Raw genomic sequence first — 24,855 nt, 5'->3', positions numbered from 1 at the left:
CCTCGTACCGGTACGCCGCGTGCGGAGGTCCGCACGCGGCATACCGGCGACCGGGCTCAGTTCTTGAACGCGTCCTTGACCTTCTCGCCGGCCTGCTTGAGGTCGGCCTCGGTCTGGTCGGCCTTGCCCTCGGCCTCGAGGCGCTCGTTGTCGGTCACCTTGCCGGTGGCCTCCTTGGCCTTCCCGGACAGGTCCTCACCCATGTTCTTCATCTTGTCGTCGGCGCCCATGGCAATCTCCTTTGGGTAGGGGTTGATGTGTCCGGCCTACCCGGTTTGCCGCGGCCCAAACGGGGTGTGGGTGCGGTGGCGGGCTACGAGCTGATCACGAGGATGAGGTCGCCGCCCTCGACCTGCTGCTGCGAGCCGATGGCCAGCCGCTGCACCGAGCCGGCGACCGGCGCGGTGATGCTGGCCTCCATCTTCATCGCCTCGATCGTCGCCACGACGGCACCGGCCTCGACGCTCGCGCCCTCCTCGACCGCGAGGCTGACGACCCCGGCGAACGGCGCAGCCACCTGGCCCTTCGCTGCGGGGTCGGCCTTCTCGGCGGCCTTGACGTCGACCGCGATCCGCTCGTCCCGCACCTGGACGGGACGCAGCTGGCCACCCATCGTGAACATCACGGTGCGCATGCCGCGGTCGTCGGCGTCCGACACCGACTGGAGGCCGAGCAGCAGGCGCTTGCCGGGCTCGAGGTCGATCTCGTGCTCGAACCCGACCTCGAGCCCGTGGAGGAACTCGCGGGTGCCGAGGACGGCCAGGTCGGAGTAGGCGTCGCGGGACTTCTCGAACTCGGTCGTCGGACCCGGGAAGAGCAGCCGGTTGAGGGTGTGCCGGGGATCGGCCTGGAGGGCGGCCCGGTCGTCGTCGCCCAGCTCGGTCACGCGCGGCTTCGGGGTGCGACCCTCGAGCGCCTTGGTGCGGAACGGCTCTGGCCAGCCCCCGGGCGGGTCACCCAGCTCGCCCGAGAGGAAGCCGATCACGGAGTCGGGGATGTCGTACTTCGTGGGGTTGGCCTCGAAGTCGGCCGGGTCGGCCTTGGCCCCGACCAGGGCCAGCGCGAGGTCACCCACGACCTTGCTGCTGGGGGTCACCTTGACGATGTTGCCGAGGATGCGGTTGGCCGCGGCATACATGTCCTCGACCTCCTCGAAGTGGTCGCCGAGCCCGAGGGCGATGGCCTGCTGGCGCAGGTTGGAGAGCTGGCCGCCGGGGATCTCGTGCGTGTAGACGCGACCGGTGGGGGAGGGCAGGCCGGACTCGAACGGGAAGTACAGCTGCCGCACCGCCTCCCAGTAGGGCTCGAGGTCGTTGACCGCCCGGAGGTCCAGCCCGGTGGCCCGCGCGGTGCCGTCGGTGGCGGCGACCAGGCTCGACATCGGCGGCTGGGAGGTGGTGCCGGCCATCGCCGCGCTCGCGACGTCGACCGCATCCACTCCGGCGTCGATGGCCGCGAGCAGGGTGGCCAGCTGGCCACCGGCGGTGTCGTGGGTGTGCAGGTGCACCGGCTGGTCGAACCGCTCGCGCAGTGCGGTGACGAGGGTGCGGGCCGCCGGGGCGCGCAGCAGGCCGGCCATGTCCTTGATGGCGATGACGTGGGCCCCGGCCTCGGCGATCTGGTCGGCCAGGTGCAGGTAGTAGTCGAGGGTGTAGAGCTTCTCGTCCGGGCTGGTGAGGTCGCCGGTGTAGCAGAGCGCGACCTCCGCCACCGCGGTGCCGGTGGCGCGGACCGCCTCGATGGCCGGCCGCATCTGGTCGACGTCGTTGAGGGCGTCGAAGATGCGGAAGATGTCGATGCCGGTGCCGGCCGCCTCGGTGACGAAGGCGTCGGTGACCTCGGTCGGGTAGGGCGTGTAGCCCACGGTGTTGCGCCCGCGCAGCAGCATCTGGAGCGGGAGGTTGGGCATCGCCTCGCGCAGGGCCGCGAGCCGGTCCCACGGGTCCTCCGCGAGGAAGCGCAGCGCGACGTCGTAGGTGGCACCGCCCCACGCCTCGACCGACAGCAGCTGGGGGGTGAGCCGGGCGACGTGGGGGGCCACGTGCATCAGGTCGCGGGTGCGCACCCGGGTGGCCAGCAGCGACTGGTGGGCATCGCGGAAGGTGGTCTCGGTGACGGCGACGGCCTCCTGGGCCCGCAGCTCCTCGGCGAACGCCTGCGGGCCGAGGCGCAGCAGCCGGTCGCGGGCACCGGGCGGCGGGGGAGTCGACCGGTCGATGGCCGGCAGCTTGGCGCGCGGTGAGACGCGGGTGCGGCCCGGACCGTGCGGCTGGTTGACCGTCACGTCGGCGAGGTAGGTGAGCAGCTTGGTCCCGCGGTCGGCCGGGATCCGCGCCGTGCGCAGGTCGGGGCGCTCGTCGATGAACGACGTCGAGAGCCGGCCGGCCTGGAAGTCCGGCTCCTCCAACAGGGCCTGGAGGAACGGGATGTTGGTCGACACCCCGCGGATCCGGAACTCGGCCAGGGCCCGGCGGGCGCGCCGGACCGCCGTCGGGAAGTCGCGGCCGCGACAGGTGAGCTTGACCAGCATCGAGTCGAAGTGGGCGCCGATCTCGGCCCCCACGAAGACGGTGCCGCCGTCGAGCCGGACACCCGCGCCGCCGGCGGAGCGGTAGGTGGTGATCCGGCCGGTGTCGGGCCGGAACTCGTTGGCCGGGTCCTCCGTGGTGATGCGGCACTGGAGCGCCGCCCCGCGGATCTGCAGGGTGTCCTGCGAGAGCCCGAGGTCGGCCAGCGTCTCGCCGCTGGCGATCCGCAGCTGCGAGCTGACCAGGTCGACGTCGGTGATCTCCTCGGTGACGGTGTGCTCGACCTGGATCCGCGGGTTCATCTCGATGAAGACGTAGCGGCCGTCGGGGGAGAGCAGGAACTCGACCGTCCCGGCGTTGACGTAGCCGATCTCCTTGGCGAAGGCGACGGCGTGGGCGCACATCCGCTCGCGCAGCTCGGGGTCGAGGTTGGGGGCCGGCGCGATCTCGACGACCTTCTGGTGGCGCCGTTGCACCGAGCAGTCGCGCTCGAACAGGTGGATGACGTTGCCCTCGCCGTCGGCGAGGATCTGCACCTCGATGTGGCGGGGCTTGACCACGGCCTGCTCGAGGAAGACGGTCGGGTCACCGAAGGCCGACTCGGCCTCGCGCATGCAGGCCTCGAGCGCCTCGCGCAGGTCCTCACGACGCTCGACCCGTCGCATGCCTCGGCCACCGCCACCCGCGACGGCCTTGGCGAAGATCGGGAAGCCGATCTCCTCGGCTGCGGCCACGAGGGCGTCGATGTCGGTGCTGGGCTCGGCGCTCTGGAGCGTGGGGAGCCCGGCCTGCTTGGCCGCGGCGATGGCTCGCGCCTTGTTGCCGGTGAGGTGCAGGACCGAGGCCGGCGGGCCGACGAACGTGACGCCGGCGTTGGCGCAGGCCTCGGCGAGGTCGGGGTTCTCGGACAGGAAGCCGTAGCCGGGGTAGATCGCGTCGGCGCCGGCCTCGACGGCAGTCCGCACGATCGCCTCGGGGTCGAGGTAGGCGCGGACCGGGTGGCCCTGCTCGCCGATCCGGTAGGCCTCGTCGGCCTTGAGCACGTGCTCGGACTTGCGGTCCTCGTAGGGGAACACGGCGACCGTCTTGGCGCTGAGCTCGGTGGCGGCGCGGAACGCGCGGACCGCGATCTCACCCCGGTTCGCGACGAGGACCTTGCTGAACACTTGACCTCCAGGTGGTCGGCCCCCGGGAGGTGGTGGGAGCCGGCGAAGTTCGAGGAGCACGGGGGGCGGGCAGGGTGGCTCCGATCCTAGTGAGGTCCCGACAAGTGAGACGGCCCGCCCGCGATGCGGACGGGCTCGTCGTCTCCCCGGCTCTGTTGGAAGCGAAGCTGCCGGATCTCCGGGCGTTTCGCTTCCAACAGGGCGGGAGAGGGGTATGCCGTGCGGGCGTCAGTTCGCGACGGTGAACCGCTGGCGGCGGTGGCGCGGCTGCTCCAGCTCGTCGACCAGCGCGACGGCGTAGTCCTCGGCGCTGATGGAGCCGCCTGCCGGGGTGTCCAGGGCGACCAGGTAGCTGCCGGTGCGCTCGCCGGGCGCGATCACCGGGGCCGGCGAGACGAAGGTCCAGTCCAGGTCCTCGGGAGCCGCGCGGAAGAGGTCCAGGGCGGCCGCGCCCGAGGTGGCCTCGGCGGCATACTCCGGCGGGAAGCCGGGGGAGTCGAGCAGGCGGGTGCCCTCGGGGGTGAGCAGCGAGCCGGCACCACCGACGAAGAGCACGCGGGCCCCGATGGCGTGGTCGACGAGGTTCTGCACGGACTCGAGCCACGGCTCGTGGCTCTCGCCGGTGCGGCTCGGACCGGTCGCGGAGAGGACGACGTCGTGGGTCGTCGCGGCGTCCTTGACGGTCGTCTCGTCGGCGAGGTCGCCGGTCGCCGCCGTGACGCCGGGCGGCAGCTGACCGCTGCGGCGGGTGTAGCCGGTGACCGCGTGGCCGCGCGAGACGGCCTCGGTCGCGATCCGCGAGCCGATCATGCCGCTGGCGCCGAACAGAGCGATCCTCAGCGGGGTGTTCTTCGTCATGGTGGTGCCTCTCGTTCAAAGGTGGTGTCGAGCGGGGATGGTGGATCGCTGCGACAGTAACCATTGGTAACTGAGCACTTCAACGTGCTATAAGTACCTCATGGTTACCAAGCGCGACGAGCTCGAGCGGGGCAACGCCTTCGACCCCGACTGCCCCACCCGGGTGGTGCTCGACCGGATCGGTGACAAGTGGACGGTCCTGGTGATCGGCGCCCTCATCGACGGTCCGCTGCGCTTCACGGCGCTGCGCCAGCGGGTCGCCGGCGTGGCCCCCAAGGTGCTCACCCAGACCCTGCGGGCGATGGAGCGCGACGGGCTGCTGACCCGCACGGTGTTCGCCCAGGTGCCACCACGGGTGGACTACGCGCTCACCGACCTCGGGGTCTCGCTGGGTGGACCGATCGCCGTGCTCACCGACTGGGCCGAGGCCCACGTCGGCCGGATCGTGGCCGCCAGGGACGATTTCGAGGCCCAAGGAGCGTAGGTTGGGCGACCGGTCGCGGCTGCGGCCGCTGCCCCACGCTCCCCGCTCGAGGAGATCCCCCCGTGACCGGCACCGCACGACGACTGATTCACCGCCCGCCGCACCGCCCGATCTCGCACCGCCCGATCTGCCGCGTCCCGGCCCTGGCTGCGTTGGCCCTGGCCCTGACCTCGCTGGCCGCCTGCGCCGACGACGCTGAACGAGCGGGGGGTCCAACCGGGGCCGGGGCGACCACCAGCTCGGCAGGGACGGCCGCCACCACGGTGCCGACCACGAGCACCCCGACCACCCGCCCGACCACGGCCACCCGCACGGCTCGTCCGGCGGCGTCGCGGACCGGGACGGCCACGAGCCCGCCGCGGGCCACCCCCAAGCCGTCACCCAAGCCGGCACCGAAGCCGCCACCCAGACCTTCGCCCACGCCCGCACCCACGCCGCCGTCCAGTGGCGGGGTCGCGGGGCAGGTCCTGTCGCTGGTGAACTCCGAGCGGTCGAAGGCGGGCTGCCGTGCGGTGCGGGCCAACTCCGCCCTCCAGACCGCCGCGCAGCGACACAGCGCCGACATGGCGGTGAAGGACTACTTCTCGCACACCAGCAAGGACGGCCGCACCTTCGCCGACCGCATCCGCGCCGCGGGCTACCGGGGCAGCACGATCGGTGAGAACATCGCCGCCGGGCAGAGCACCGCCTCAGCCGTGATGAGGTCGTGGATGGCCAGCTCGGGCCACCGGGCGAACATCCTCAACTGCTCCTTCACGGCCCTCGGCGTCGGCCATGCCACCGGCGGGTCGTACGGCCACTACTGGACCCAGGACTTCGGGGGCTGACCGAGCCGCGGGTGCCCGCTGTCGCGCTCGCGGCTCGGTCGGCTGTCCGGCTCAGAGGTCGAGCGGTCGCAGCACCTCGGAGATCCCGTGCGCGATCTGGGCGTTGCCCTTGTTGAGGTCGGCCCGCACGACCCAGGGGTTTCGGTCGCTGGGGTCGGCGTCCACCACCGAGACGAAGCACCGGCCGACCACGTCGACCTGCACGGTGCCACCGGACGCCGTGGTGAGGGTCGCGCCGTCGGCGGCCAGGGCCTGGCGGTAGGTGATCGTCGCCCCGGGGACCACGTGGTAGAGCAGGACGGCCTCGACGGTGTCGATGCCCAGGGAGGCGACGTCGGCGAAGACCGCCGACTCCGAGGTGTAGTGCTTGCCGGTGAGGTCGGACGCGAGGTGGCGGAAGGCCCGGTCGGTGGGCAGGAACGCCGTGAGGGGGACCGTCCCGTCGGCCAGGACCCCGACGGCCGAGCCCGGCTTGGCGGTCAGCACTGCCGTGACCGCGGTGTCGACGATGTCGAAGTCGTTCCAGTTCCGGTCGAAGCCGGACCCGTCCCTGGCGAGCACCGCCGCGAGGCTGCGGGTGCCCGTGGCGGAGTGGTCCCACCCGTGCGCCGAGGCGGATGGTGCGCTGACGAGGGTGGCCGTGCCGGCGAGGCCGAGGGTCACCATCGCTGTCGTGAAGCGTCGAGCGAACATGCTTGTCCTCCAGGAATCCACTGCGGTGTGGTGGTCCCGGAAGCGCGGTCACCGCTGGCCGCACGTCCGGACCCTGCGCGTGGGGTTCGACGCCGGCCCCGCACTGGATTGGACAAACCTTGGACAGAGGGCCCCGGGATGGAAATACGTGCGGGGCCGTCGGCGTTGGACGGTAGGCTGTGAGAGCAGCACCAACTGAACAGTGGACGTGTGAACACCCCTGCACTCGCAGGAGCACGGGGGTGATCGGTTTCGACATTGGTCGGCATTTCAGGGGAAGCGGGTCGAGGATGCCCGGTTATCTCGTTAACGATCCTGGCAAACCAATAGGTGCCGATTCCAAGCGCACCGACTTCGCCCTCGCCGCCTGAGCGAGCTCCGAAGTCCGTCAGCCTGAGCTAGTTCTCGACTCAGTGTCTGGCGTCAGCTAGAGAACTTGCTGCGCAGTCATGTCGGGGGACTGCGCGGGACTCTTACTCGACTGGGCCTGTCAGTGGACGTGTGCGTGCGAGCACTGGGGCCGAGAAAATCCTTAGCGCACTGCACCCGGAGAAGTCCTGGATTCCCGTCAGTGGACGCGGGTTCAATTCCCGCCACCTCCACCACCGCGGTGTTCCCACGTCAGTTCAGCCCCGAGGCCCGGTCGTTCGCGACCGGGCCTTCGTGGTGCCCAGCACGACGAGCGAGCCACGCGGCATACCGGCGTCACCGCGGGCGCGGGGGTATGCCGCCGGGCCGGCTTTGCGAGGATGGCCCCATGCTGCGCGACGACACCCCCGCCGAGGAGCGGATCGGGTCCCGCGACCTGACCGACTGGCGCACCCCTGCGGGCCGTCGCCTCGCGGGCTGGGTCGTGGGGCACGCCACCGGGGTCGCGCGGTGGAGCGCCGCGCACCTCGTGCTCGTCGTGACCGCTGTGGTCGGGGGCGCGGTGGCGGTGGCGCTCACCGCGGTGGCTGCGGAGGTCTACGACGCGGTCACCGAGGCCGACGGCATCGCCGGGCTCGACCAGCCGGTGCTCGACCAGGCCATCGCCTGGCGCTCGCCCGCGCTCGACCACGGGGTCACCGTCTACACCGACATCGGGGGCCCGGTGGGGATGCCGGTCCTGGCCACGGTGCTCACGCTGCTCATGGTGTGGCGCTGGCGGTCGCGGACGCCGCTGGTGCTCGTGCTGATCGCAGCGGCCGGGTCACTGGCCATGACCACGACCGGCAAGGCCGTGATCGGGCGGGCCCGGCCGCCGCTGCAGGAGGCCGTGCCGCCCTACGAGAGCTCGCCCAGCTTCCCGAGCGGCCACACCCTCAACGCGACCGTCATCACCGTGGTCCTCGTCTACCTGCTGCTGCGCCGGCTCGACTCGGCGTGGGCGCGCACCACGACGGTCGTCGTCGGCGCGGCGTTCGTCCTGTCGATGGGGCTGTCGCGGGTCTTCCTCGGACACCACTGGCTGACCGACGTGGTGGCCGGCTGGGCGCTCGGGCTCGGCTGGGCGGCCGCGGTCATCACCGCCCACCGGCTCTTCCTGACCGTGCGTCAGGCCAGGTCGGCGACCCAGTGGTCGCCCTCCTCGCGGAAGCCGAGCCGGGCGTAGTAGGGGTTGACCATGCCGGCGGGCGTCACGATCTGGCGGATCCCCTTGCCACGGAACAGCCCGCTGCTCCGGTAGACGAACTCGCCGGGGGAGAAGTCGCGGAACCGCGGCGTCACGTAGTCGAGCTCCACCTGGGCCACTCCGTCCCCCGCGTCGCGGACGACGACGACCCCGACGGTCTCGTTGCCGCGCTGAACGAGGTACGCGCTGCGACCGGAGCCCAGGGCTCCTGCGTCGAACTGCGGGAAGTACTTGCGGATGTCGGCACCCTGCACCTTGAGGAAGTGCTGGAGGTACGACTCGTCCGGTCCGACCGCGACGACCTCGTAGACGGACTCGTCGCCGCGCTCACGGAGCAGCTTGGTGACCATCCAGATGTTGATGCCGGCCGTCACGGTGTTCATCCCCACCATCGGCCAGACGTGCAGCATCGCGTTGAACACGATCAGCGTGCAGCTCGCGGTGAGGTTGAGCAGCCGGAAGCGCAGCACGCGCTGCTGGAGGAGGGAGAAGATGAGCAGGGCGGAGCCTGCCCACCCCAGGGCCTGGATGGACCACGACGTCATGCCCGCAGTCTGCCAGCGTGGGAGCGGCCCGGTTCACCACGCAGCCGGGTTCGCGGGCGACCGGTCGCCGGGGAGGGGGGAGGCGGTGTGCCGGCCCAGCTTGGTGGCAAGGTAGCGCCCGTTGACGTCGGACCGGTGCAGCCCGGTCGGCACCCGCTCGGCCACCTCGATGCCGAGCCGCTCCAGCTGGGCGACCTTGTCGGTGTTGTTGGTCAGCAGCGCCACCCGGTCCACGCCCAGTGCCGAGAGCATCTGGGCCGCGACGGTGTAGTCCCGGGCGTCCTCCTCGAACCCGAGGGCGACGTTCGCCTCGTAGGTGTCGAGACCCTCGTCCTGCAGCACGTAGGCGTCCAGCTTGGCGTAGAGGCCGATGTCGCGTCCCTCCTGTCGCAGGTAGAGCAGCAGCCCACCCTCCTCGGCGAGGCGATGGAGCGCCTCGTCGAGCTGCGGGCCGCAGTCGCAGCGGCGACTGCCCAGGACGTCGCCGGTCAGGCACTCGCTGTGCACCCGGGTCAGCGGCGGTCGCCCGAGTGCGGACGGCGCCACCGGACGGTCTGCCCAGCCACCCAGTCCGAGGGCGAGGTGCTCGCGCCCGTCCCGCAGGCCGGTGAAGGTGAACACGCGAGCGGTCGTGCGGGAACCGTCGGCAAGGGTGAGCGGGAGGCTCACCTGGGCGCGGACCGTGACGTCGCGCAGGGTCATGACGTGCCTCCCGACTGGGTCCCGTGGCCGTGCTGCTCAGGGCCGTGGTTGGGTACCTGCCCACCGTCGGCCTCGTGGAAACGGGGTGAGAGCGCATAACGCAGCAAGGCGACGTCGCCGATGTGGCGCACCTCGACGAGGTCGGCGCGTCGGCCGGGCGACCAGGGGAACGCCGCGTCGTCGACGAACCGGCGGGCCCGCGAGTCCCCCACGAAGAGGGGCGCGACGACGAGCTGCAGCTCGTCGGCGAGGTCATTGCTGAGCAGCTGGGTGAGCACCGACCCACCACCCTCGACCATGAGGCGTCGCACGCCTCGTCGGGCCAGGTCCACGCCGACCGCCCGCAGCGTCACCGGGGCGCCGCCATCGACCACCGTCGCGACACTGCCGAGGCGACCGCGGGCCTGGTCCACGGCCCCGCTGCGGCAGTAGACCAGCTTCTCCGCGTCGCCCATCGCGAAGAACGCGGCACCAGGGTCGAGGTCGGCACCCGAGGTCACCGTGACCTTGGTCGGCGACGGGGGACAGCCCCTGGCGACGCGTTCGGCCCGCCGCTCGGCGGAACGGACGAGCAGTCGCGGGTCGTCGTTGCGGATCGTGGTCGCGCCGACGAGGATCGCGTCGCAGCGCGCCCGCTCCGCGTCGACGCGGTCGAAGTCGGCAGCGTTCGAGAGCTTGAGCCGACCGGACGTGGCGCTGTCGAGGTAGCCGTCCATCGAGATGCTGCAGCTGAGCAGGGTGTAGGGCCGGTCAGCCACGCGCGACCTCCGTCTCGAGGGAGGTGACCGCGGGTGGGGCGACCGTGGTGGTGGCCGGCCGGTGGGCGTTGCTCCCGCGCGCCCGCACCTGCGCCACCACGAGCACCGCGGCGCCGGGCAGGCCGGCGACGAGGACCAGCACCCCGTAGACGACGGCCGTGGACAGCCCCGTCCCGGCACCCAGCCCGGCCGCCCCGAAAGCCCAGGCCGCGACGCCCTCCCGTGGTCCCCAGCCGGCCAGGTTGGCGGGGACACCCATCGCGAGGAGGACGACGAAGGCGAGCGGCACGAGCTGGCTCACCGACGCGGTCACCCCGGCGGTGCGGGCCGCCACGAGGAAGGTGAGGACGTGACCGGCGACGGCGAGCGCCGAGGCGAGGGTGACGAGCGGCCAGGTGCGAGCGGCCAGGACCCCTCGACGGACCTCGACCAGCCAGGCTGACCTAAGGCCCACCTGGCGCCGACCGCCCGACCCGTGCCGGCGTCGCGCGAGCCCGAGGCCGGCGAGCACGAGGGCGGCGGCCCACACCCACGGCAGGTCGGCGCGCACCGGTGAGGGCAGTACCGACAGCACCACGACGGCCAGCACGGCCTGCACCACCTGACCGGCGGTGCGCTCCCAGACCACCGAGCGCAGGCCCCGGCCGGCATCGCCCGTGCGTCGACCGTGCTGCACACCGCGGTGCAGGTCCCCGAGCACACCACCCGGGGTGGCCGTGTTGAGGAACTGCGAGCGGTAGCAGGCGGCCACCGCAGCGCCCAGCCGGACCTCCGCGCCGATCGCGGTGGCCACGAGGCGCCACCGCCACGCGCAGCAGACGGTGGTCAGGGCGGTCAGGACGAGGGCGGCCACCAGCGCGCGGGCGTCGATGGCGCCGACCGCGCGCAGCGACTGGTGCACGCCCAGCCGCCAGACCACGACGCCGAGGACGGTCGCGCCGCCGACCCTGCGGAGGGACGAGGAGTGGACCAGGCGGCGCCCCGCCGTGACCGGCGCGCCCGCGGCTCGCGGCCGACCGGCCGGTCGTTCGGTCACCGTCATGGTGCGGGCCTCTCGGGTGGGGTGGCGTCGTGGGCTGGGGTGCGGTCCTCCACCCAGATCTACGTATGCCGTGCGCATGCGGTTCACCGGCGTGCTCCCTCGGAGCCGGCGGGGCCTGCGGGTCGCCCGGTGCTGGCCGACCCCGACGGCCGGGCGGCCACCTCGCGGAGCACGTCGGCGACGTGCCGTGCCGTGGCCGACCAGGGTTCCAGGGTCGTCCTGCGCTCCCTGGCCACCGATCGCCACCGCTCGCGCAGGCCCGGGTCCTCGAGCCACGAGCGCAGGGCGAGCGGCAGCTCGTCCCCCCCGAGGCGCACCAGCCGGCCCGGTCGACCGCCGTCCGGGACCGATCCCATGGCTTCCTCGACCCCGCCGACGGCCGCGGCCACCACCGGCAGCGCCCGGGCCAGCGCCTCGGTGACCACGAGGCCATAGGTCTCGATCCGGGACGGGACGACGAGGAGGTCGGCCGCGGCATACTCCCGGTCGAGCGCCGCCCCGGCCAGGGGACCGGCGAAGGTGACCCGGTCGGTGATCCCCGCCTTCGCGCACGTCGCGCGGAGCCGGGCGACGTGGTCGGGGGCGAGGTCGAGCGCGCCGGCGATGACGAGCCGCCACGGCCGGTCGGTCAGGGTGGCGAGGGCGTCCAGCAGCTCGGCGTGACCCTTGGCGGGCACCACGGCCGCGACGCTGAGCAGCGCGGTGCCCTCGGCCGTGCCGGTCGCCGGCTGGGCGTGGTCCGCCCCCGGTCGGGCCACCTGCAGCCGGTGCGCAGCCAGGTCGTAGGAGGCCCGCAGCCACTCCGCCGTCCAGCGGCTGGTGGTCAGGACCGCCGCGGCTGCCTCGAGCACCGAGCCCTCCTGCGCTCGCACGGCGGAACGGGCTGCGGGCGCGGCCTGCCCCGTCGCGTCGAGGGCGACCGGGTGCCCGAGCGGCAGGTGCACGAGCACGACGACGCGCAACCGCTCGGAGGCCGGCCGGAGGACCTCCGGGTGGCCCGAGGCGAGGAGCCCGTCCACGAGGACCACGGCGTCGCGCGGCAGCGACTCCAGCACGCTGGCCATAGCCGTGACGCTGGCCGGGTCCGGGTGTGGCCAGCGTCCGGGCTGGCGGTGCACCCGGACGTCCCACCCGAGGTCCTGCAGACCGGAACAGACGCGACGGTCGTAGGTGTTGCCGCCGCTCGGCCGCGCCGGGTCGTCGACCGAGTCGGGGACGACGACGTGGACGGCCCGCACCGGTGGTCCTACAGCTCGCGCTCGTAGCTGGCCGAGGCCACCGGCGACTCGGCCAGCGTCACCGTGACCGCCGTGATGCCGGCGGCCGTGGCGCCGAGGTCCCCGGCGTGGATGCGGTCGACCAGGCGGTCCGCCACGAGCTTGGCCAGGGCCTCCGTCGTGGTGTTGCCGCCGGTCAGGGTCGGGTCGTCGTCGAGGTTGCGGTAGTTGAGGTCGGCGAGCACCGCGCGCAGCTGCTCCCCGGCCCGCCCGATGTCGACGACGATGCCGTCGTCGTCCAGGTCGGGGCGGTGGAAGGTCGCGTCGACGACGTAGGTGGCGCCGTGCAGCGACTGGGCGGGACCGAAGACCTCGCCCCGGAAGCTGTGGGCGATCATGATGTGGTCCCGCACGGTCACTCTGAACACGGCTACCCCTGCTCGTCGCTGCTGCTCGTGGTGGTGTCTGTGGTGGTTCCTGTGGTGGTGTCTGTGGTGGTGCCTGTGGTGCTGCCTGTGGTGGTGCCCGGGCTGCCGGCGTCGTAGGTGATCAGGTGGCAGATCGCCGGCAGGCTCCCGTCCGAGAGACGGGCCATGACGGTCGGGAGCTCGTCGAACGCCGAGCGTCCGGTGACGAGGGCGTCGAAGGCGGGGTCCGTCAGCAGGTCGAGCGCGAGGGCCAGCCGGTCCGCCGGGGTGCGGCGTGACCGGCGGGCGGGGGAGACCGCCCCGACCTGGCTCGCGCGGATCGCGAGCCGGCCCGAGTGGAACGAGCCGCCGAGCCCGATGCTGACCTCCCGGTCGCCGTACCAGCTGAGCTCGACCACCTCGCCCTCGGCGCCGAGGAGTGCCATGGCCAGCTGGAGGCCCGCGGCGGTGGAGCTGGTGTGCACGACGAGGTCGTGGGTGCCCTGGCCGGCGCCGACCTGGTCCGGCCGGGCGAAGTCCACACCCAGGGCTGCGGCCACCGCGGCCCTCGAGGGGTCGACGTCGACCAGGGTGGTGCGGACCCCGGGCATGCCGGCGAGCAGGCGCGCGACGCAGCAGCCCACCATGCCCGCGCCCACCACGGCCACCCGGTCACCCACCAACGGTGCCGCGTCCCACAGGGCGTTGACCGCGGTCTCGACGGTGCCGGCGAGGACCGCCCGCTCGGCAGGCACGCCGTCGGGTACCACCACCACCGCGTCGGCCGGCACGACGTACCTCGTCTGGTGGGGGTGGAGGCAGAAGACCAGCCGACCACGCAGGTGGGCCGGACCCTCCTCCACGATCCCGACGTTGAGGTAGCCGTACTTCACCGGGGCCGGGAACTCGCCCTCCTGGAAGGGCGCTCGCATCGTGGCGTGCTGGCTCTGCGGCACCCTGCCCTCGAAGACCAGCACCTCGGTGCCCCGGCTGACGGCGGAGCAGACGGTGCGCACGAGGACCTCGTCCGGCCCGGGGAGGGGCACCACGACCGGCCGGAGCTCGCCCACCCCGGGTGCGGTCAACCAGTACGCGCGTGCAGCCCCGGACACGGCCCCACCCTAGCGACCGCCCGGTGTCCTGCCCGCCGGGCGGCGCGGTGGTGGCCCGGTGAACCCAGCGGCGTGCTGGGCCGTCCTAGGGTGAGGCCCGAGACAGTGGAGGTGTGGTGCGCAGGAATGCAGTCCCGGTGGCGCCGATGGTCGTGCAGTGGGCCGTGCTCGGCGCCCTCCTCGGGGCCCTGGCGCCCGGGCTGGGCGAGCTCGGTGGGGTCGCACGTCTCGCAGGCTTCCTGGTGGCCGTCGCGTGTGCCGGGGGTGGCTGGGTCCTCCTGGCCCGGGCGCTGGCCCGCCGCGGACGACGAGGGCTGGGGCCGGCCGACCTGGTCACCGTCACCCGCGGGACGCTCGCCTGCGTCGTGGCCGCGCTGACCACGAGCTCGCTCCTCGGTCCGACCGTGGCCGGCACCTCGGTCGGTGCCGCCACGGTCGGCGGCGCCACGGAGGCGGGGCTGGCGGGCTCCGTCCTCCGGTCGCCCCTCGTGGCCCTCGCGAGCGTGGCGCTCGCCCTGGACGCGGTCGACGGCTGGGTCGCCCGGCGCACCGGCACGGCGACCTCCCTCGGTGCCCGGCTCGACATGGAGGTCGACGCCTTCCTGATCCTCGTCCTCAGCATCGCGGCCGCGCAGCTGCTCGGCTGGTGGGTGCTGGCCATCGGCCTCTTCCGCTACGCGCTCGTCGCTGCCACCTGGGTCGCTCCGTGGCTCGGCGGCTCGGTCCCGCCGAGCTACTGGCGCAAGGCGATTGCGGCCCTGCAGGGCATCGTGCTCACCCTCGCGACCGCGGACGTCCTGCCGCGGCCCGTGCTCACCGGAGCCGTCGCCGCGGCGCTCGTCCTGCTTGCCTGGTCGTTCGGCACCCAAGGTGCCGAGCTGTGGCAGGCACGGGCCCGGCGACCGGCCTGGCCGACCGCACGCCGAACGGTCGCGCGCAGACCTGCTCCCGGCGTCGACGAAGGGCACGGGCAGCGGGTCGGGGTGAGCCCGTGAGCCGGCCCGACCCCGCCGACCGACACCGGGGGAGTCGGATCCGGCCTGTTGTGGCGGCGGTCGTCGGGCTGGTGCCGCTGATGGTGGTGTGGGTGGTGCTCGTGGCGCCGGACGACCCGGGCCACGAGCCGCTCACGTGGCTGCTCAGGCTGCCGCTCGAACCGGTCCTGCTGGCGGTGCTGCTCCTGGCCCTCCGGGACCGCACGCGTCGCCGAGCCGGCCTGGTGCTCGGCGCGGTGCTCGGAGCCGCGACCCTGGTCAAGCTCCTCGACATCGGCTTCACCTCGGCGCTGCGCCGGCCCTTCGACCTCTTGGCCGACTGGACCTACCTGAGGTCGGCGCGCGACCTGCTCGCAGACTCGGTCGGGACGTCGTGGGCCACTGCGGCCGTGGTCGGTGCAGCCGTCGTGGCCGTGGCGCTCCTCGTGGTCGTGCCGTGGTCGCTGCACGGGCTCGTCCGCCGGCTCGCTCCGCACGTGGACCGCCACCGGCTCGGCTGGACCCGCGCCGCGGTCGTCCTGGGCACCGCCTGGCTGGTGGCCGCGGCGACCCCGCTGCAGGTCGCGCCCGGGGTGGCGCTGGCGTCCACCTCCTCGGTCGGGCTCGTCGGTGACCACGTGGCCCTGACGCGCGCGGGGTTGCACGACCGGGCCGCCTTCGCCAGGGCCGTCGCGACCGATCCCTTCGCAGCGGCACCCGCGGCGGACCTGCTGACCGGTCTGCGCGGCAAGGACGTCCTGGTGGTCTTCGTCGAGAGCTATGGCGAGGTCGCCGTCACGGGCACACCCGCGCCGGCGGGGGTCGCTCCCACCCTCGACCGGGCGACGGACCAGCTGGAGACGGCCGGCTACTCGATCCGGAGCGCGTGGCTGGACTCACCCACCTTCGGGGGCACGAGCTGGTTGGCCCACTCCACCCTGCAGTCGGGGGTGTGGGTCGACAGCCAGCGACGCTACGACCAGCTCGTGGCGACTGACCGGCTCACCCTCAGCGGAGCCTTCGGCAAGGCCGGCTGGCGCACCGTCGTGGACGTCCCGTCGAACCGTCAGGACTGGCCCGAGGCGACCTCGTTCTACCACTACGACCAGGTCTACGACGCCCGCAACGTCGGGTACGCCGGGCCGCGGTTCGGCTACGCCACCATCCCCGACCAGTACACCCTCGAGGCGTTCAGCGACCGCGAGCTGACCCCTCGTCCCCGCGCGCCGGTGATGGCCGAGATCGACCTCGTGACGAGCCACGTCCCGTGGGCGCCGCTGCCCCGGCTGGTCGACTGGGACTCCCTCGGCGACGGGTCGGTCTACCGGCCGATCCGCGACCGGGCCGCCACCAGGGCGGAGGTCTGGCGCGACCCGGCGTCGGTGCGGGCGGCCTACGCCCAGTCGATCTCCTACTCGATCGACAGCCTCGTCGGGTTCGTGCAACGGGCCCACGACGACGACCTCGTGCTCGTGCTGCTCGGCGACCACCAGCCGTCGACGGTCGTGTCAGGGGTCGGGGCCAGCCACCGGGTGCCGGTCACCCTCGTCGCCCACGACCCTGCTGTGACGAAGCGGATAGAAGGCTGGGGCTGGGACGAAGGCATGCGGCCCACCTCGGCAGCGCCGGTCTGGCGCATGGACGCCTTCCGCGACCGGGTGCTGACGGCCTTCGGCCCGCTCCCGGGCACCGGTGCCGCAGTCGCCCGGTGACCGAGGCAGCCGGTGACGGAGCCGGCCGGGTGAACTCCCGACGGGGGCTGCACCGTCGTCATGGGTAGGTGGCCGGGTCTGGCCCGGTCGCAGGGCACCCTGGCAAAGGAGATCACCATGAAGTGGCGTGCACTGGGCGCCGTCGCGCTGGTCGTGTCGGCCGCGGTCCACCTCAAGCTCTGGTTCGGCGGCGTACGCGACCAGTCCGTCGGTCCCGCCTTCCTCGTCAACGTCGTGGCCGGCGTCGTGATCGCGGTCCTGCTGCTCACGTGGCAGCACTGGGTGCCGGCCTTCCTGACCCTCGGCTTCGGCCTCTCGACGCTGGGCGCGTTCGTCATCTCGACGACGGTCGGGCTGATGGGTGTGCACAGCCACTGGGAGGGGTTCGCGGTGTTCGCGGCCGCCATCTCCGAGGTGGTCTGCATCGCCGTGGGCGCGGCCCTGCTCCTCGCGGCGCGGTCGGCCAAGGCACACGGCACCACGGTGCGGAGCCGGGCAGCCTGACCGGGGCACGGGCCCCCGCGGCTCAGGCCTGCGGGGCCTTCTGCGCCTCGATGTCGGCGCGCACGGCGTCCATGTCGAGGGCCTGCACCTTGGTGATGACGTCCTCGAGCATCGGGGCGGGGAGGGCCCCGGCCTGGGCGAACACGAGGATGCCGTCGCGGAAGCCCATCAGCATCGGGATCGAGGTGATGTTGGCGGCGGCGGCGAGGGCCTGCTCGGCCTCGGTGTCGACCTTGCCGAAGACGACGTCGGCGTGCTGCTCCGAGGCGCTCTCGAAGACCGGTCCGAACCGCTTGCACGGCCCACACCACTCGGCCCAGAAGTCCACGAAGACGGTGCCGCCCTCGAGGATCGTCTTCTCGAAGTTCTCCGCCGTCAGCGTCGTGCTAGCCATCTCTACGTCCACTCCCATCGGACCGCGACGGTCGCGGTCACCGAGTTCTCGCCCAGCTCGACGGACAGGTCGGCTGCCTTGCCGGCCGCCATCATGGCGAACCGGGGCTGGGTCCCACCACGCTCAACGTCGGACAACCGCGCAACCTTCCCGAGCGTGCGACCGGCCAGCGCGGCATACTGCTGCGCCTTGCCCAGCGCGTCGGCGAACGCGGCCTCGCGCGCCTGCGTGAGCAGGGGGGCGGAGTCGGCCAGCTCGAGGCCGATGTGGTCGATGGTCAGGGCGTTGCCGGCGGCGCCGGCGAAGGCCTCGACGAGGCTCCCCACGAGGGCCGGGTCGCGGACCGTCACCGACAGGCTCTGGTATGCCGTGTAGCCGACGACCGCGACCCCCTCCCGATCGTGGCGGGGATGGACCCCGGTGCCCGTGGTGCGCAGGTCGGCGTCGGCGACGCCGTGGTCGCGCGCCGCCTGGGCGAGGGCCTGCGCGCGGCTGCCCGCGTCGGCGAGGGCCGAGGAGACGTCGGCGGCGTCGCACCGCACCCCGGCCCGCACGCGGACGACGTCGGGGGCGGCCGAGGCGGTCCCTGAACCGGTGAGCTCGAGGAAGGCAGCGTCGCCACCGGACCCGCTGTGTCCTGTCATGGGACCAGCCTAGGCTGGCGCAGATGAGCACCGAAGAGACCAGCACCCGGGCCGCGACCGCCGAGCGGGTCACCGCCGAGCCGGTCAGCACCGACGGCACGAGCACCGACGAGATCCGCCGCTACTGGGACGACTTCGCGGCCGAGTACGACAGCTACCCCGACCACGGCCTGCTCGACTCCGACATCCGGTCGGCGTGGAAGGACCTGCTGCGCACCTGGCTGCCCACGACGCCGTCGTCGGTGGCCGACCTCGCCTGCGGCACGGGCACGATGAGCGTGCTGATGGCCGAGCTCGGCCACCAGGTCCGCGGGGTCGACCTGTCGGCGGAGATGGTGCGCCTGGCCCGGGCCAAGTCCGCGCCGTTCGGAGCCGCGATCGAGGTCGAGCAGGGCGATGCGGGTGACCCGCCGTTCGAGCCCGGGTCCGTGGACGTGGTCTTCGCCCGGCACATCCTGTGGACCCTGCCCGACCCGACCGAGGCACTGCGTCGGTGGGCCGCCCTCCTGCGCCCGGGTGGCCGGATGGTGCTGGTCGAGGGGCGTTGGGGCCTGGAGGCCGCAGCCGACAAGCCGGCCCTGCCGTGGAGCTCGGGCGTGCCCTCGGAGGAGCTCGCGGCGGTCGTGGGCGAGCTGGTGGGGGAGTGCACCGTCGTGCAGCTGACCGACTCGGTGTTCTGGGACAAGGACATCGAGCACGAGCGCTACCTCCTGCGCGCCGTGGCACGGGCGGCGACGCCCTGATGCGGGCGCGGGCGCGACGCGTGACGGTGGCGGGCTGGACGCTGGCCGCGCTGGCCGCGCTGATGGTGCCGTGGACGGCATACCTGTTCGTGGTGCTGCCACGCACCGCGCCTGCCGCGCACTTCGACTTGGCGTGGGGCGGCTTCGACCTCGCCCTCCTGGTGCTGCTCGCCCTGACCGGCTGGGCCGCGGTGCGGCGCCGACGGTGGCTCTCGGCGGTGGCGGGGGCCAGTGCCGCCCTGCTCGCCGCCGACGCGTGGTTCGACGTGGTGACCGCGCCCACCCACGGTGAGCGGTGGGTCGCGCTCGCGATGGCGGTTCTGGTCGAGCTCCCGCTGGCGGTGGTGTGCGGCTGGCTGGCCGTGAGCGGGCAGGACCTCGTCGACCGGCGGCTGGCGATGGCTCGGCCGGGGCGTCAGGTCGTGGACCCGGTTCGGCATACCCCGCGGTAATCGGGAGAATGCCCGACATGACCGCAGCCCCGTCCGTGTCCAACTCCATCACCGTCCGGCTCACGCTCCCGGCCCGCGCCACCGCGGTCTCCGAGCTCACCGGGGTCATCGAGAAGGGTGGCGGCCTGGTCACCGGGCTGGACGTCACGGCGTCCGGCGCCGACCGGCTGCGCGTCGACGTGACCGCAGCGGCTCGCGACACCGACCACGCCGACGAGCTCGTCGCGGCGATGCGCGGGGTGCACGGCGTCGAGATCGGCAAGGTCTCCGACCGCACCTTCCTCGCCCACCTGGGCGGCAAGCTCAAGATCGAGTCCAAGGTGCCGATCCGCAACCGCGACGACCTCTCGCTGATCTACACCCCGGGGGTCGCGCGGGTCTGCATGGCCATCGCGGAGAACCCCGAGGACGCCCGCCGCCTCACCATCAAGCGCAACACGGTGGCCGTGGTGACCGACGGCTCTGCGGTCCTCGGGCTGGGCAACATCGGGCCCCTGGCTGCGCTGCCGGTGATGGAGGGCAAGGCCGCGCTGTTCAAGCGGTTCGCCGACATCGACGCCTTCCCGATCTGCCTCGACACCCAGGACACCGAGGAGATCATCCGCACCGTCAAGGCGCTCAGCCCGGTCTTCGCCGGCATCAACCTCGAGGACATCTCGGCGCCGCGGTGCTTCGAGATCGAGGCGCGGCTGCGCGACGAGCTGGACATCCCGGTCTTCCACGACGACCAGCACGGCACCGCCATCGTCACCCTCGCCGCCCTGCGCAACGCGCTGCGCGTGGTCGGCAAGGAGCTGAGCGAGTGCCGCGTCGTCATGTCCGGGGCGGGTGCGGCGGGCACGGCGATCCTCAAGCTGCTGCTCAAGGCGGGCGCCACCGACGTGGTCGTGGCCGACCAGTTCGGCGTGCTGCACCGCGACCGCGACGACATCGCGTCCGGCGAGCACCCGGCCCTCGCGTGGTCGGCCGAGCACACCAACCACCGGGGCGTGACCGGCACCCTCAAGCAGGCGATCGCGGGCGCCGACGTGTTCGTCGGGGTCTCCGCCCCGGGCATCCTCACCGGCGACGACATCGCGACCATGAACGACGGCGCGATCGTCTTCGCGATGGCCAACCCCGAGCCCGAGGTCGACCCGATCGCCGCCGCCCAGCACGCGGCCGTCGTGGCCACCGGCCGCTCCGACTTCGCCAACCAGATCAACAACGTGCTGGTCTTCCCGGGGGTCTTCCGCGGCCTGCTCGACGCCGCCTCGACCTCGATCGACGAGGACGTCATGCTCGCCGCCGCGAAGGCGCTCTCGGAGGTGGTCCACCCCGAGGAGCTGAACGCCGCCTACATCATCCCCAGCGTGTTCCACCCCGACGTGTCGAAGGTGGTCGCGGCCGCGGTCAAGGCGGCCGTGCTCGGCACGACACCGGAGCAGGTCCCCACCCGGCGGATGGCCGAAGAGCCCGAGTTCATTGGCTAGCCGGCGGCCCAGGTCCGCCGTGGGGGTCTTCGCCGTCATCCTCGTCGCGCACCTGGCCGCGCTCTACTGGCCGCGGGTCGACATCGTGGGCCCGGTCACGTGGAGCGACAAGGTCGGGCACGTCCTGCTGTTCCTCGCGCCCACGGTCGCGGGCCTGCTCGCCGGCGTGCGCCCGGCCTACCTCGTCGCGCTGCTGGCCCTGCACGCCCCGGTGAGCGAGCTGCTCCAGCACTACCTGCTCCCGCACCGGTCGGGCGACGCCTGGGACGCCGTGGCGGACCTCGGCGGCGTGGTGCTCGGGGTCACGTCGGTCGTGGTCGGGCGGGCGCTGCGGCGCTGATAGACTGGTCGGGCTCAGTTCGGCGGCGCTCGGCAGCGCCATCAGGTGGCACAGGCGCCACAGACGCATTCCCTACTCCGACTGCAGACCACCGGATGACAACTGTTGATCCGGTCCAACGGGCCCATCGGGCCTGAGGCTCGTCTTCTTCGTTGCCCTCGCCAGGTGGCTCGAGACGTGTCTACCTCGAGTACCTGAAGTGAGTTGAACATCTGTGCCCAAGAACCTGCGATCCGGCGCGCCCAAAAAGGCCCGTTGGACCACGGACCAGAAGGCTGCCCGGACGAAGAGCCCCAAGAAGGCCCACCGCGGCCAGTCCTCCGCACCCACCGGTGGCAGCTCGTATGCCGCGCGGCCGGCTCGCGACGGTGACCGTCGCCCCGAGCGCTCCGAGCGTGCGGACCGTCCCGCCCGCAGCTACGACCGCAGCGACCGCCCGGCCCGCTCGTTCACCCGGGACGACCGCGCGCCGCGCAGCTTCGACCGCAGCGACCACCCGGCCCGCTCGTTCAACCGGGACGACCGCGCGCCGCGCAGCTACGACCGCAGCGACCGCCCGGCCCGCTCGTTCACCCGGGACGACCGCGCGCCGCGCAGCTACGACCGCAGCGACCGCACCGACCGTCCGACCCGCAGCTTCGACCGTGACGACCGTCCGGCTCGCACCTTCAACCGTGACGACCGGCCCCAGCGCCGCGAGTCCACCCGTGACGACCGCCCGGCTCGTCGCAATGACCGTGATGCCAGAGACCGTAGTGAGAGCCGTGGTCCCCGTCAGTACAACCGTGAGGACCGCCCTGTGACCAGCTCCACCCGTGACGACCGTCCGGCCCGCTCCACCGACCGCCCCGCGCGCAGCTTCGACCGCAGCGAGCGCCCCGCCCGCAGCACCGACCGCACGGACCGTCCGGCCCGCAGCTACGACCGCAGCGACCGTCCCGCGCGCAGCTTCGACCGGACCGACCGTCCGGCGCGCAGCTTCGACCGCAACGACCGTCCGGCCCGGGGCTTCGACAGCCAGGTCGACCCCGAGGCCGAGCGCATGGAGGCCGACACCTGGGTGAAGGCCACCCGCAAGAGCGTCGACGGCCCCGTGACCGTGGACGCCGACAACGGCTTCGCCGGCCTGGGCCTGACCGAGCGCCTCGTCGAGCGGCTCGCCCGTGACGGCATCACCACGCCGTTCCCGATCCAGTCCGCGACCATCCCGGATGCGCTGGCCGGCAAGGACATCCTCGGCCGTGGCCAGACCGGCTCCGGCAAGACGCTGGCCTTCGGCCTGCCGATGCTGTCCCGGCTGGCCGATGGCGAGCGGGCCCGTCCCCGTCGCCCGCGCGCCCTCGTGCTGGTCCCGACCCGCGAGCTGGCCATGCAGGTGTCCGACGCGCTCGAGCCGCTGGTGCACGTCCTGGGCCTGAAGCACAAGCTCGTGGCCGGTGGCCTCTCGTACACGACGCAGATCAGTGCGCTGAACCGCGGTGTCGACCTGCTCATCGCCACCCCCGGTCGCCTCAAGGACCTCATCGAGCGGGAGGCCGTGCAGCTGCGCGACATCCAGATCGCCGTCCTCGACGAGGCCGACCACATGGCTGACATGGGCTTCATGCCCGAGGTCACCGCGATCCTCGACCAGATGCCGGCCGGTGGCCAGCGGATGCTGTTCTCGGCCACCCTGGACAAGGGCGTCGACAAGCTCGTCGAGGGCTACCTCACCGACCCCAAGACGCACTCGACCGACGACGCCAAGGCCTCGGTCACCACGATGGAGCACCACGTGCTGCTCATCGACCCGATGCACAAGAAGACGATCACCGCCGAGGTCGCCAACCGTGCGGGCCGCACCGTGGTCTTCGTGCGGACCAAGCTCGGCGCCGACCGCGTGGCCCTCCAGCTGCGCGAGCAGGGCGTCTTCGCGGCCGCGCTGCACGGCGGCCTCAACCAGGGCGCGCGCAACCGCGTCCTCGGTGCCTTCCGCGACGGCAGCCTGCCGGTCCTGGTGGCCACCGACGTCGCCGCCCGCGGCATCCACGTCGACGACGTCTCGGTCGTCCTCCAGGTCGACCCGCCGGCCGACCACAAGGACTACCTGCACCGCTCGGGCCGCACGGCCCGCGCCGGTGACAAGGGCACCGTCGTGACCCTGGCGCTCCCGCACCAGCGCCGCACCATGGAGCGGATGGCCCGCGAGGCCGGCATCGACGCGATGCCGACCAAGGCCGTCCCCGGCGACGACCGCCTCGCGGCGACCGGTGCCGTCACCCCCAGCGGCATCCCGGTCCCCGAGGACCAGGTCCGTCGGGTGCTCGAGGGCCCGAAGCGTGGCGGCGGTCGCCCGTCCGGCGGTCCCCGTGGCGGTGGCCCCCGTGGCCCGCGCCAGGGTGGCAACCGCTCCTACCGTGACGACCGCTCCGGCGGCTCGCGCGGCGAGCGCGGCAGCTACTCGCGCGCCGCTCGCGGCTGAGCGGTCACCTGAGCCGCAGCCTGAGCCCCCAGAGGGCGCCCAGGTTGCGGGGGAGCGCATCAACTGAACGGCCAGAGCCCCGGTCCCCGCGACCGGGGCTCTGGCGTCGGCAGGCAGAATGGACTCGTGGAGATCAAGGACCTGTCGGGCAGCCTGCTCGTCGCGACCCCCCAGATCCAGGAGGGCGTGTTCTGTCGCAGCGTCGTGCTGGTCCTCCACCACGACGAGGAGGGCGCCCAGGGCGTCGTGCTCAACCGGCCGATGGACGCCCGCGTCGACGCGGTGCTGCCCGACTGGCAGGCCCACGCCACCGCGCCCTCGGTGCTCTTCGAGGGTGGACCGGTCGGGCTCGACAGTGCGCTCGGCCTCGTCACCGTGCCCGGCGACGTCGAGCCGCTCGGGGTGAAGCGGCTTTTCCGCGGGCTCGGTCTCGTCGACCTCGACACCCCACCCGCGATCGTGGTCCCCGAGGTGGCCGGCCTGCGGATCTTCGCCGGCTATGCCGGGTGGTCGCCGGGGCAGCTCGAGGACGAGGTCCGCTCGGGGAGCTGGTACGTCGTGGAGTCCGAGGGTCGGGACGCGTTCGACGCCGACCCGGAGCAGCTGTGGGCCCGGGTGCTGCGGCGCCAGCGCGACCACCTCGCCTTCGTGGCGACCTTCCCGACCGACCCCGAGATGAACTGACCCCCTTCCTCCCGTTCGGTTGGAAGCCCCCTGTTGGAAGTGAAACGCCCGGATATCCGGAGCCTGTGGCACCGAATCGCGGCTGAACCACGCGGCATACACTCAGGGGATGAGCGAGCCCCAGATCCCCCTGGACGACCCGCTGGCCCCTGAGGCCCAGCCCTCCCAGCCCTCCACGACGACCGCCGTGCTCGAGCGCGAGCAGGTCGAGGAGCAGCTGCAGGAGCCCGGCGACCACGAGCGGTTCTCGCACTACGTGCGCAAGGAGAAGATCCTCGAGAGCGCCCTGTCCGGCGACCCCGTCGTCGCGCTCTGCGGCAAGGTGTGGGTGCCCGGCCGCGACCCGAAGAAGTTCCCGGTCTGCCCGACGTGCAAGGAGATCTACGAAGGCCTGCGGGCACCCCAGGACGGCGGCGAGTAGCCGCATCGGTGCAGGTGGGCGCCTCAGACGTCCGCCGAGGCACAGGGGTCTCATTCCCTCCGAAAGCCTGAACGAGTCTTTACCTGCGCCTGCCTCTCCT

The 24,855-nt window shown here is 72.9% G+C and carries 27 protein-coding genes and 1 other RNA gene; 14 read left to right on the top strand and 14 right to left on the bottom strand.

The genetic code is table 11. The annotated features are described in order from the left end of the window. Positions 1 to 56: 56 nt before the first annotated feature. The 3 genes from ASG91_RS20345 to ASG91_RS16760 all read right to left on the bottom strand — a co-directional run bounded on the left by ASG91_RS20345 (position 57) and on the right by ASG91_RS16760 (position 4,552). Entirely contained in the window at positions 57 to 230 is a 174-nt protein-coding gene (locus tag ASG91_RS20345; protein WP_082592397.1) for a CsbD family protein, read from the bottom strand. Positions 231 to 313: 83 nt separating this feature from the next. Next, positions 314 to 3,694, bottom strand: a complete 3,381-nt coding sequence (locus tag ASG91_RS16765) for a pyruvate carboxylase (protein WP_056923725.1) — start codon at positions 3,692 to 3,694, stop codon at positions 314 to 316. A 228-nt stretch (positions 3,695 to 3,922) separates the two neighbouring features. Further along, positions 3,923 to 4,552 (bottom strand): NAD(P)-dependent oxidoreductase, encoded by a 630-nt coding sequence (locus tag ASG91_RS16760; RefSeq protein ID WP_371262059.1) that lies wholly within the window; start codon positions 4,550 to 4,552, stop codon positions 3,923 to 3,925. Between the two features lie 100 nt (positions 4,553 to 4,652). Here ASG91_RS16760 and ASG91_RS16755 point away from each other — a divergent pair, with 100 nt between their 5' ends. Beyond that, a complete protein-coding gene (locus ASG91_RS16755) occupies positions 4,653 to 5,036 on the top strand; it encodes a helix-turn-helix domain-containing protein (RefSeq protein WP_056923724.1) in 384 nt (127 codons plus the stop codon). An 88-nt stretch (positions 5,037 to 5,124) separates the two neighbouring features. Here ASG91_RS16755 and ASG91_RS21295 read toward each other — a convergent pair whose 3' ends face one another. Next, a complete protein-coding gene (locus ASG91_RS21295) occupies positions 5,125 to 5,457 on the bottom strand; it encodes a hypothetical protein (protein WP_235545717.1) in 333 nt (110 codons plus the stop codon). A 55-nt stretch (positions 5,458 to 5,512) separates the two neighbouring features. On the opposite strand from ASG91_RS21295, the gene ASG91_RS21290 reads away from it, so the two are divergent. Beyond that, a complete protein-coding gene (locus ASG91_RS21290) occupies positions 5,513 to 5,863 on the top strand; it encodes a CAP domain-containing protein (protein WP_056923722.1) in 351 nt (116 codons plus the stop codon). Between the two features lie 51 nt (positions 5,864 to 5,914). Here ASG91_RS21290 and ASG91_RS16740 read toward each other — a convergent pair whose 3' ends face one another. After that, positions 5,915 to 6,556: a fasciclin domain-containing protein gene (locus tag ASG91_RS16740; protein WP_056923721.1), complete on the bottom strand. Its 642-nt coding sequence runs from the start codon at positions 6,554 to 6,556 to the stop codon at positions 5,915 to 5,917. 238 nt (positions 6,557 to 6,794) lie between these two features. On the opposite strand from ASG91_RS16740, the gene ssrA reads away from it, so the two are divergent. Together ssrA and ASG91_RS16735 are read left to right on the top strand one after the other, a co-directional pair. Further along, positions 6,795 to 7,161, top strand: a transfer-messenger RNA (tmRNA) gene (gene ssrA / locus ASG91_RS20335). Positions 7,162 to 7,313: 152 nt separating this feature from the next. Then, on the top strand, positions 7,314 to 8,150 hold the full coding sequence (locus ASG91_RS16735; protein WP_056923720.1) for a phosphatase PAP2 family protein: 837 nt from the start codon (positions 7,314 to 7,316) through the stop codon (positions 8,148 to 8,150). On the opposite strand, the gene ASG91_RS16730 is transcribed toward ASG91_RS16735, so the two are convergent. From ASG91_RS16730 to ASG91_RS16700, 7 genes are all read right to left on the bottom strand, one after another. After that, positions 8,093 to 8,716 carry a hypothetical protein gene (locus ASG91_RS16730; protein WP_056923719.1) on the bottom strand — a complete coding sequence of 208 codons (624 nt, stop codon included), beginning with the start codon at positions 8,714 to 8,716 and terminating at the stop codon, positions 8,093 to 8,095. The genes ASG91_RS16735 and ASG91_RS16730 overlap by 58 nt on opposite strands. Before the next feature lie 33 nt (positions 8,717 to 8,749). Then, positions 8,750 to 9,418, bottom strand: coding sequence for a GTP cyclohydrolase II (gene ribA / locus ASG91_RS16725; protein ID WP_056923718.1), 669 nt, complete (start codon positions 9,416 to 9,418; stop codon positions 8,750 to 8,752). Beyond that, the gene (locus ASG91_RS16720) at positions 9,415 to 10,176 is read right to left on the bottom strand and encodes a dihydrofolate reductase family protein (RefSeq protein WP_082594252.1); all 762 of its coding nucleotides are present in this window, start codon (positions 10,174 to 10,176) and stop codon (positions 9,415 to 9,417) included. Before ASG91_RS16720 ends, ribA begins: the two co-directional genes overlap by 4 nt. Beyond that, the gene (locus ASG91_RS16715; protein WP_082594251.1) at positions 10,169 to 11,218 is read right to left on the bottom strand and encodes a lysylphosphatidylglycerol synthase transmembrane domain-containing protein; all 1,050 of its coding nucleotides are present in this window, start codon (positions 11,216 to 11,218) and stop codon (positions 10,169 to 10,171) included. Before ASG91_RS16715 ends, ASG91_RS16720 begins: the two co-directional genes overlap by 8 nt. 83 nt (positions 11,219 to 11,301) lie before the next feature. Further along, on the bottom strand, positions 11,302 to 12,456 hold the full coding sequence (locus ASG91_RS16710) for a glycosyltransferase family 4 protein (RefSeq protein WP_082594250.1): 1,155 nt from the start codon (positions 12,454 to 12,456) through the stop codon (positions 11,302 to 11,304). 8 nt (positions 12,457 to 12,464) lie between these two features. Next, positions 12,465 to 12,863, bottom strand: coding sequence for a 6-carboxytetrahydropterin synthase (locus ASG91_RS16705; protein WP_056923717.1), 399 nt, complete (start codon positions 12,861 to 12,863; stop codon positions 12,465 to 12,467). Between the two features lie 2 nt (positions 12,864 to 12,865). Next, the gene (locus ASG91_RS16700) at positions 12,866 to 13,954 is read right to left on the bottom strand and encodes a zinc-binding alcohol dehydrogenase (protein ID WP_235545715.1); all 1,089 of its coding nucleotides are present in this window, start codon (positions 13,952 to 13,954) and stop codon (positions 12,866 to 12,868) included. A 113-nt stretch (positions 13,955 to 14,067) separates the two neighbouring features. On the opposite strand from ASG91_RS16700, the gene ASG91_RS16695 reads away from it, so the two are divergent. The 3 genes from ASG91_RS16695 to ASG91_RS16685 all read left to right on the top strand — a co-directional run bounded on the left by ASG91_RS16695 (position 14,068) and on the right by ASG91_RS16685 (position 17,144). Then, positions 14,068 to 14,949 carry a CDP-alcohol phosphatidyltransferase family protein gene (locus ASG91_RS16695; protein ID WP_200961340.1) on the top strand — a complete coding sequence of 294 codons (882 nt, stop codon included), beginning with the start codon at positions 14,068 to 14,070 and terminating at the stop codon, positions 14,947 to 14,949. After that, entirely contained in the window at positions 14,946 to 16,640 is a 1,695-nt protein-coding gene (locus tag ASG91_RS16690) for a CDP-alcohol phosphatidyltransferase (RefSeq protein ID WP_235545713.1), read from the top strand. Before ASG91_RS16695 ends, ASG91_RS16690 begins: the two co-directional genes overlap by 4 nt. Before the next feature lie 117 nt (positions 16,641 to 16,757). Continuing rightward, positions 16,758 to 17,144 carry a hypothetical protein gene (locus ASG91_RS16685; RefSeq protein ID WP_056923715.1) on the top strand — a complete coding sequence of 129 codons (387 nt, stop codon included), beginning with the start codon at positions 16,758 to 16,760 and terminating at the stop codon, positions 17,142 to 17,144. A gap of 22 nt (positions 17,145 to 17,166) precedes the next feature. Here the strand turns inward: ASG91_RS16685 and ASG91_RS16680 are convergent, their stop codons facing one another. After that, positions 17,167 to 17,538: a co-chaperone YbbN gene (locus tag ASG91_RS16680; protein WP_056923714.1), complete on the bottom strand. Its 372-nt coding sequence runs from the start codon at positions 17,536 to 17,538 to the stop codon at positions 17,167 to 17,169. A 2-nt stretch (positions 17,539 to 17,540) separates the two neighbouring features. Further along, positions 17,541 to 18,182, bottom strand: a complete 642-nt coding sequence (locus ASG91_RS16675; RefSeq protein ID WP_056923713.1) for an SIMPL domain-containing protein — start codon at positions 18,180 to 18,182, stop codon at positions 17,541 to 17,543. A 23-nt stretch (positions 18,183 to 18,205) separates the two neighbouring features. Here ASG91_RS16675 and ASG91_RS16670 point away from each other — a divergent pair, with 23 nt between their 5' ends. The 7 genes from ASG91_RS16670 (at position 18,206) to ASG91_RS16640 (ending at position 24,755) form a co-directional block, all read left to right on the top strand. Continuing rightward, positions 18,206 to 18,925, top strand: a complete 720-nt coding sequence (locus tag ASG91_RS16670; RefSeq protein WP_082594249.1) for a class I SAM-dependent methyltransferase — start codon at positions 18,206 to 18,208, stop codon at positions 18,923 to 18,925. Positions 18,926 to 18,945: 20 nt separating this feature from the next. Next, on the top strand, positions 18,946 to 19,377 hold the full coding sequence (locus tag ASG91_RS16665; protein ID WP_157606396.1) for a hypothetical protein: 432 nt from the start codon (positions 18,946 to 18,948) through the stop codon (positions 19,375 to 19,377). Between the two features lie 17 nt (positions 19,378 to 19,394). Then, entirely contained in the window at positions 19,395 to 20,849 is a 1,455-nt protein-coding gene (locus ASG91_RS16660) for an NAD-dependent malic enzyme (RefSeq protein ID WP_056923839.1), read from the top strand. 19 nt (positions 20,850 to 20,868) lie between these two features. Next, positions 20,869 to 21,189, top strand: a complete 321-nt coding sequence (locus ASG91_RS16655; protein WP_082594248.1) for a hypothetical protein — start codon at positions 20,869 to 20,871, stop codon at positions 21,187 to 21,189. A 214-nt stretch (positions 21,190 to 21,403) separates the two neighbouring features. After that, positions 21,404 to 23,650: a DEAD/DEAH box helicase gene (locus ASG91_RS20330; protein ID WP_082594247.1), complete on the top strand. Its 2,247-nt coding sequence runs from the start codon at positions 21,404 to 21,406 to the stop codon at positions 23,648 to 23,650. Between the two features lie 132 nt (positions 23,651 to 23,782). Beyond that, positions 23,783 to 24,334, top strand: coding sequence for a YqgE/AlgH family protein (locus ASG91_RS16645; RefSeq protein ID WP_056923838.1), 552 nt, complete (start codon positions 23,783 to 23,785; stop codon positions 24,332 to 24,334). A gap of 109 nt (positions 24,335 to 24,443) precedes the next feature. Continuing rightward, positions 24,444 to 24,755 carry a DUF3039 domain-containing protein gene (locus tag ASG91_RS16640; protein ID WP_056923710.1) on the top strand — a complete coding sequence of 104 codons (312 nt, stop codon included), beginning with the start codon at positions 24,444 to 24,446 and terminating at the stop codon, positions 24,753 to 24,755. The last annotated feature ends 100 nt before the right edge of the window (positions 24,756 to 24,855 follow it).

The organism is Phycicoccus sp. Soil802 (assembly GCF_001429605.1).
Taxonomy (GTDB): domain Bacteria; phylum Actinomycetota; class Actinomycetes; order Actinomycetales; family Dermatophilaceae; genus Pedococcus.
Note: the sequence above shows the minus strand (reverse complement) of the source record. Positions and strands in the feature narration are given on the sequence as shown.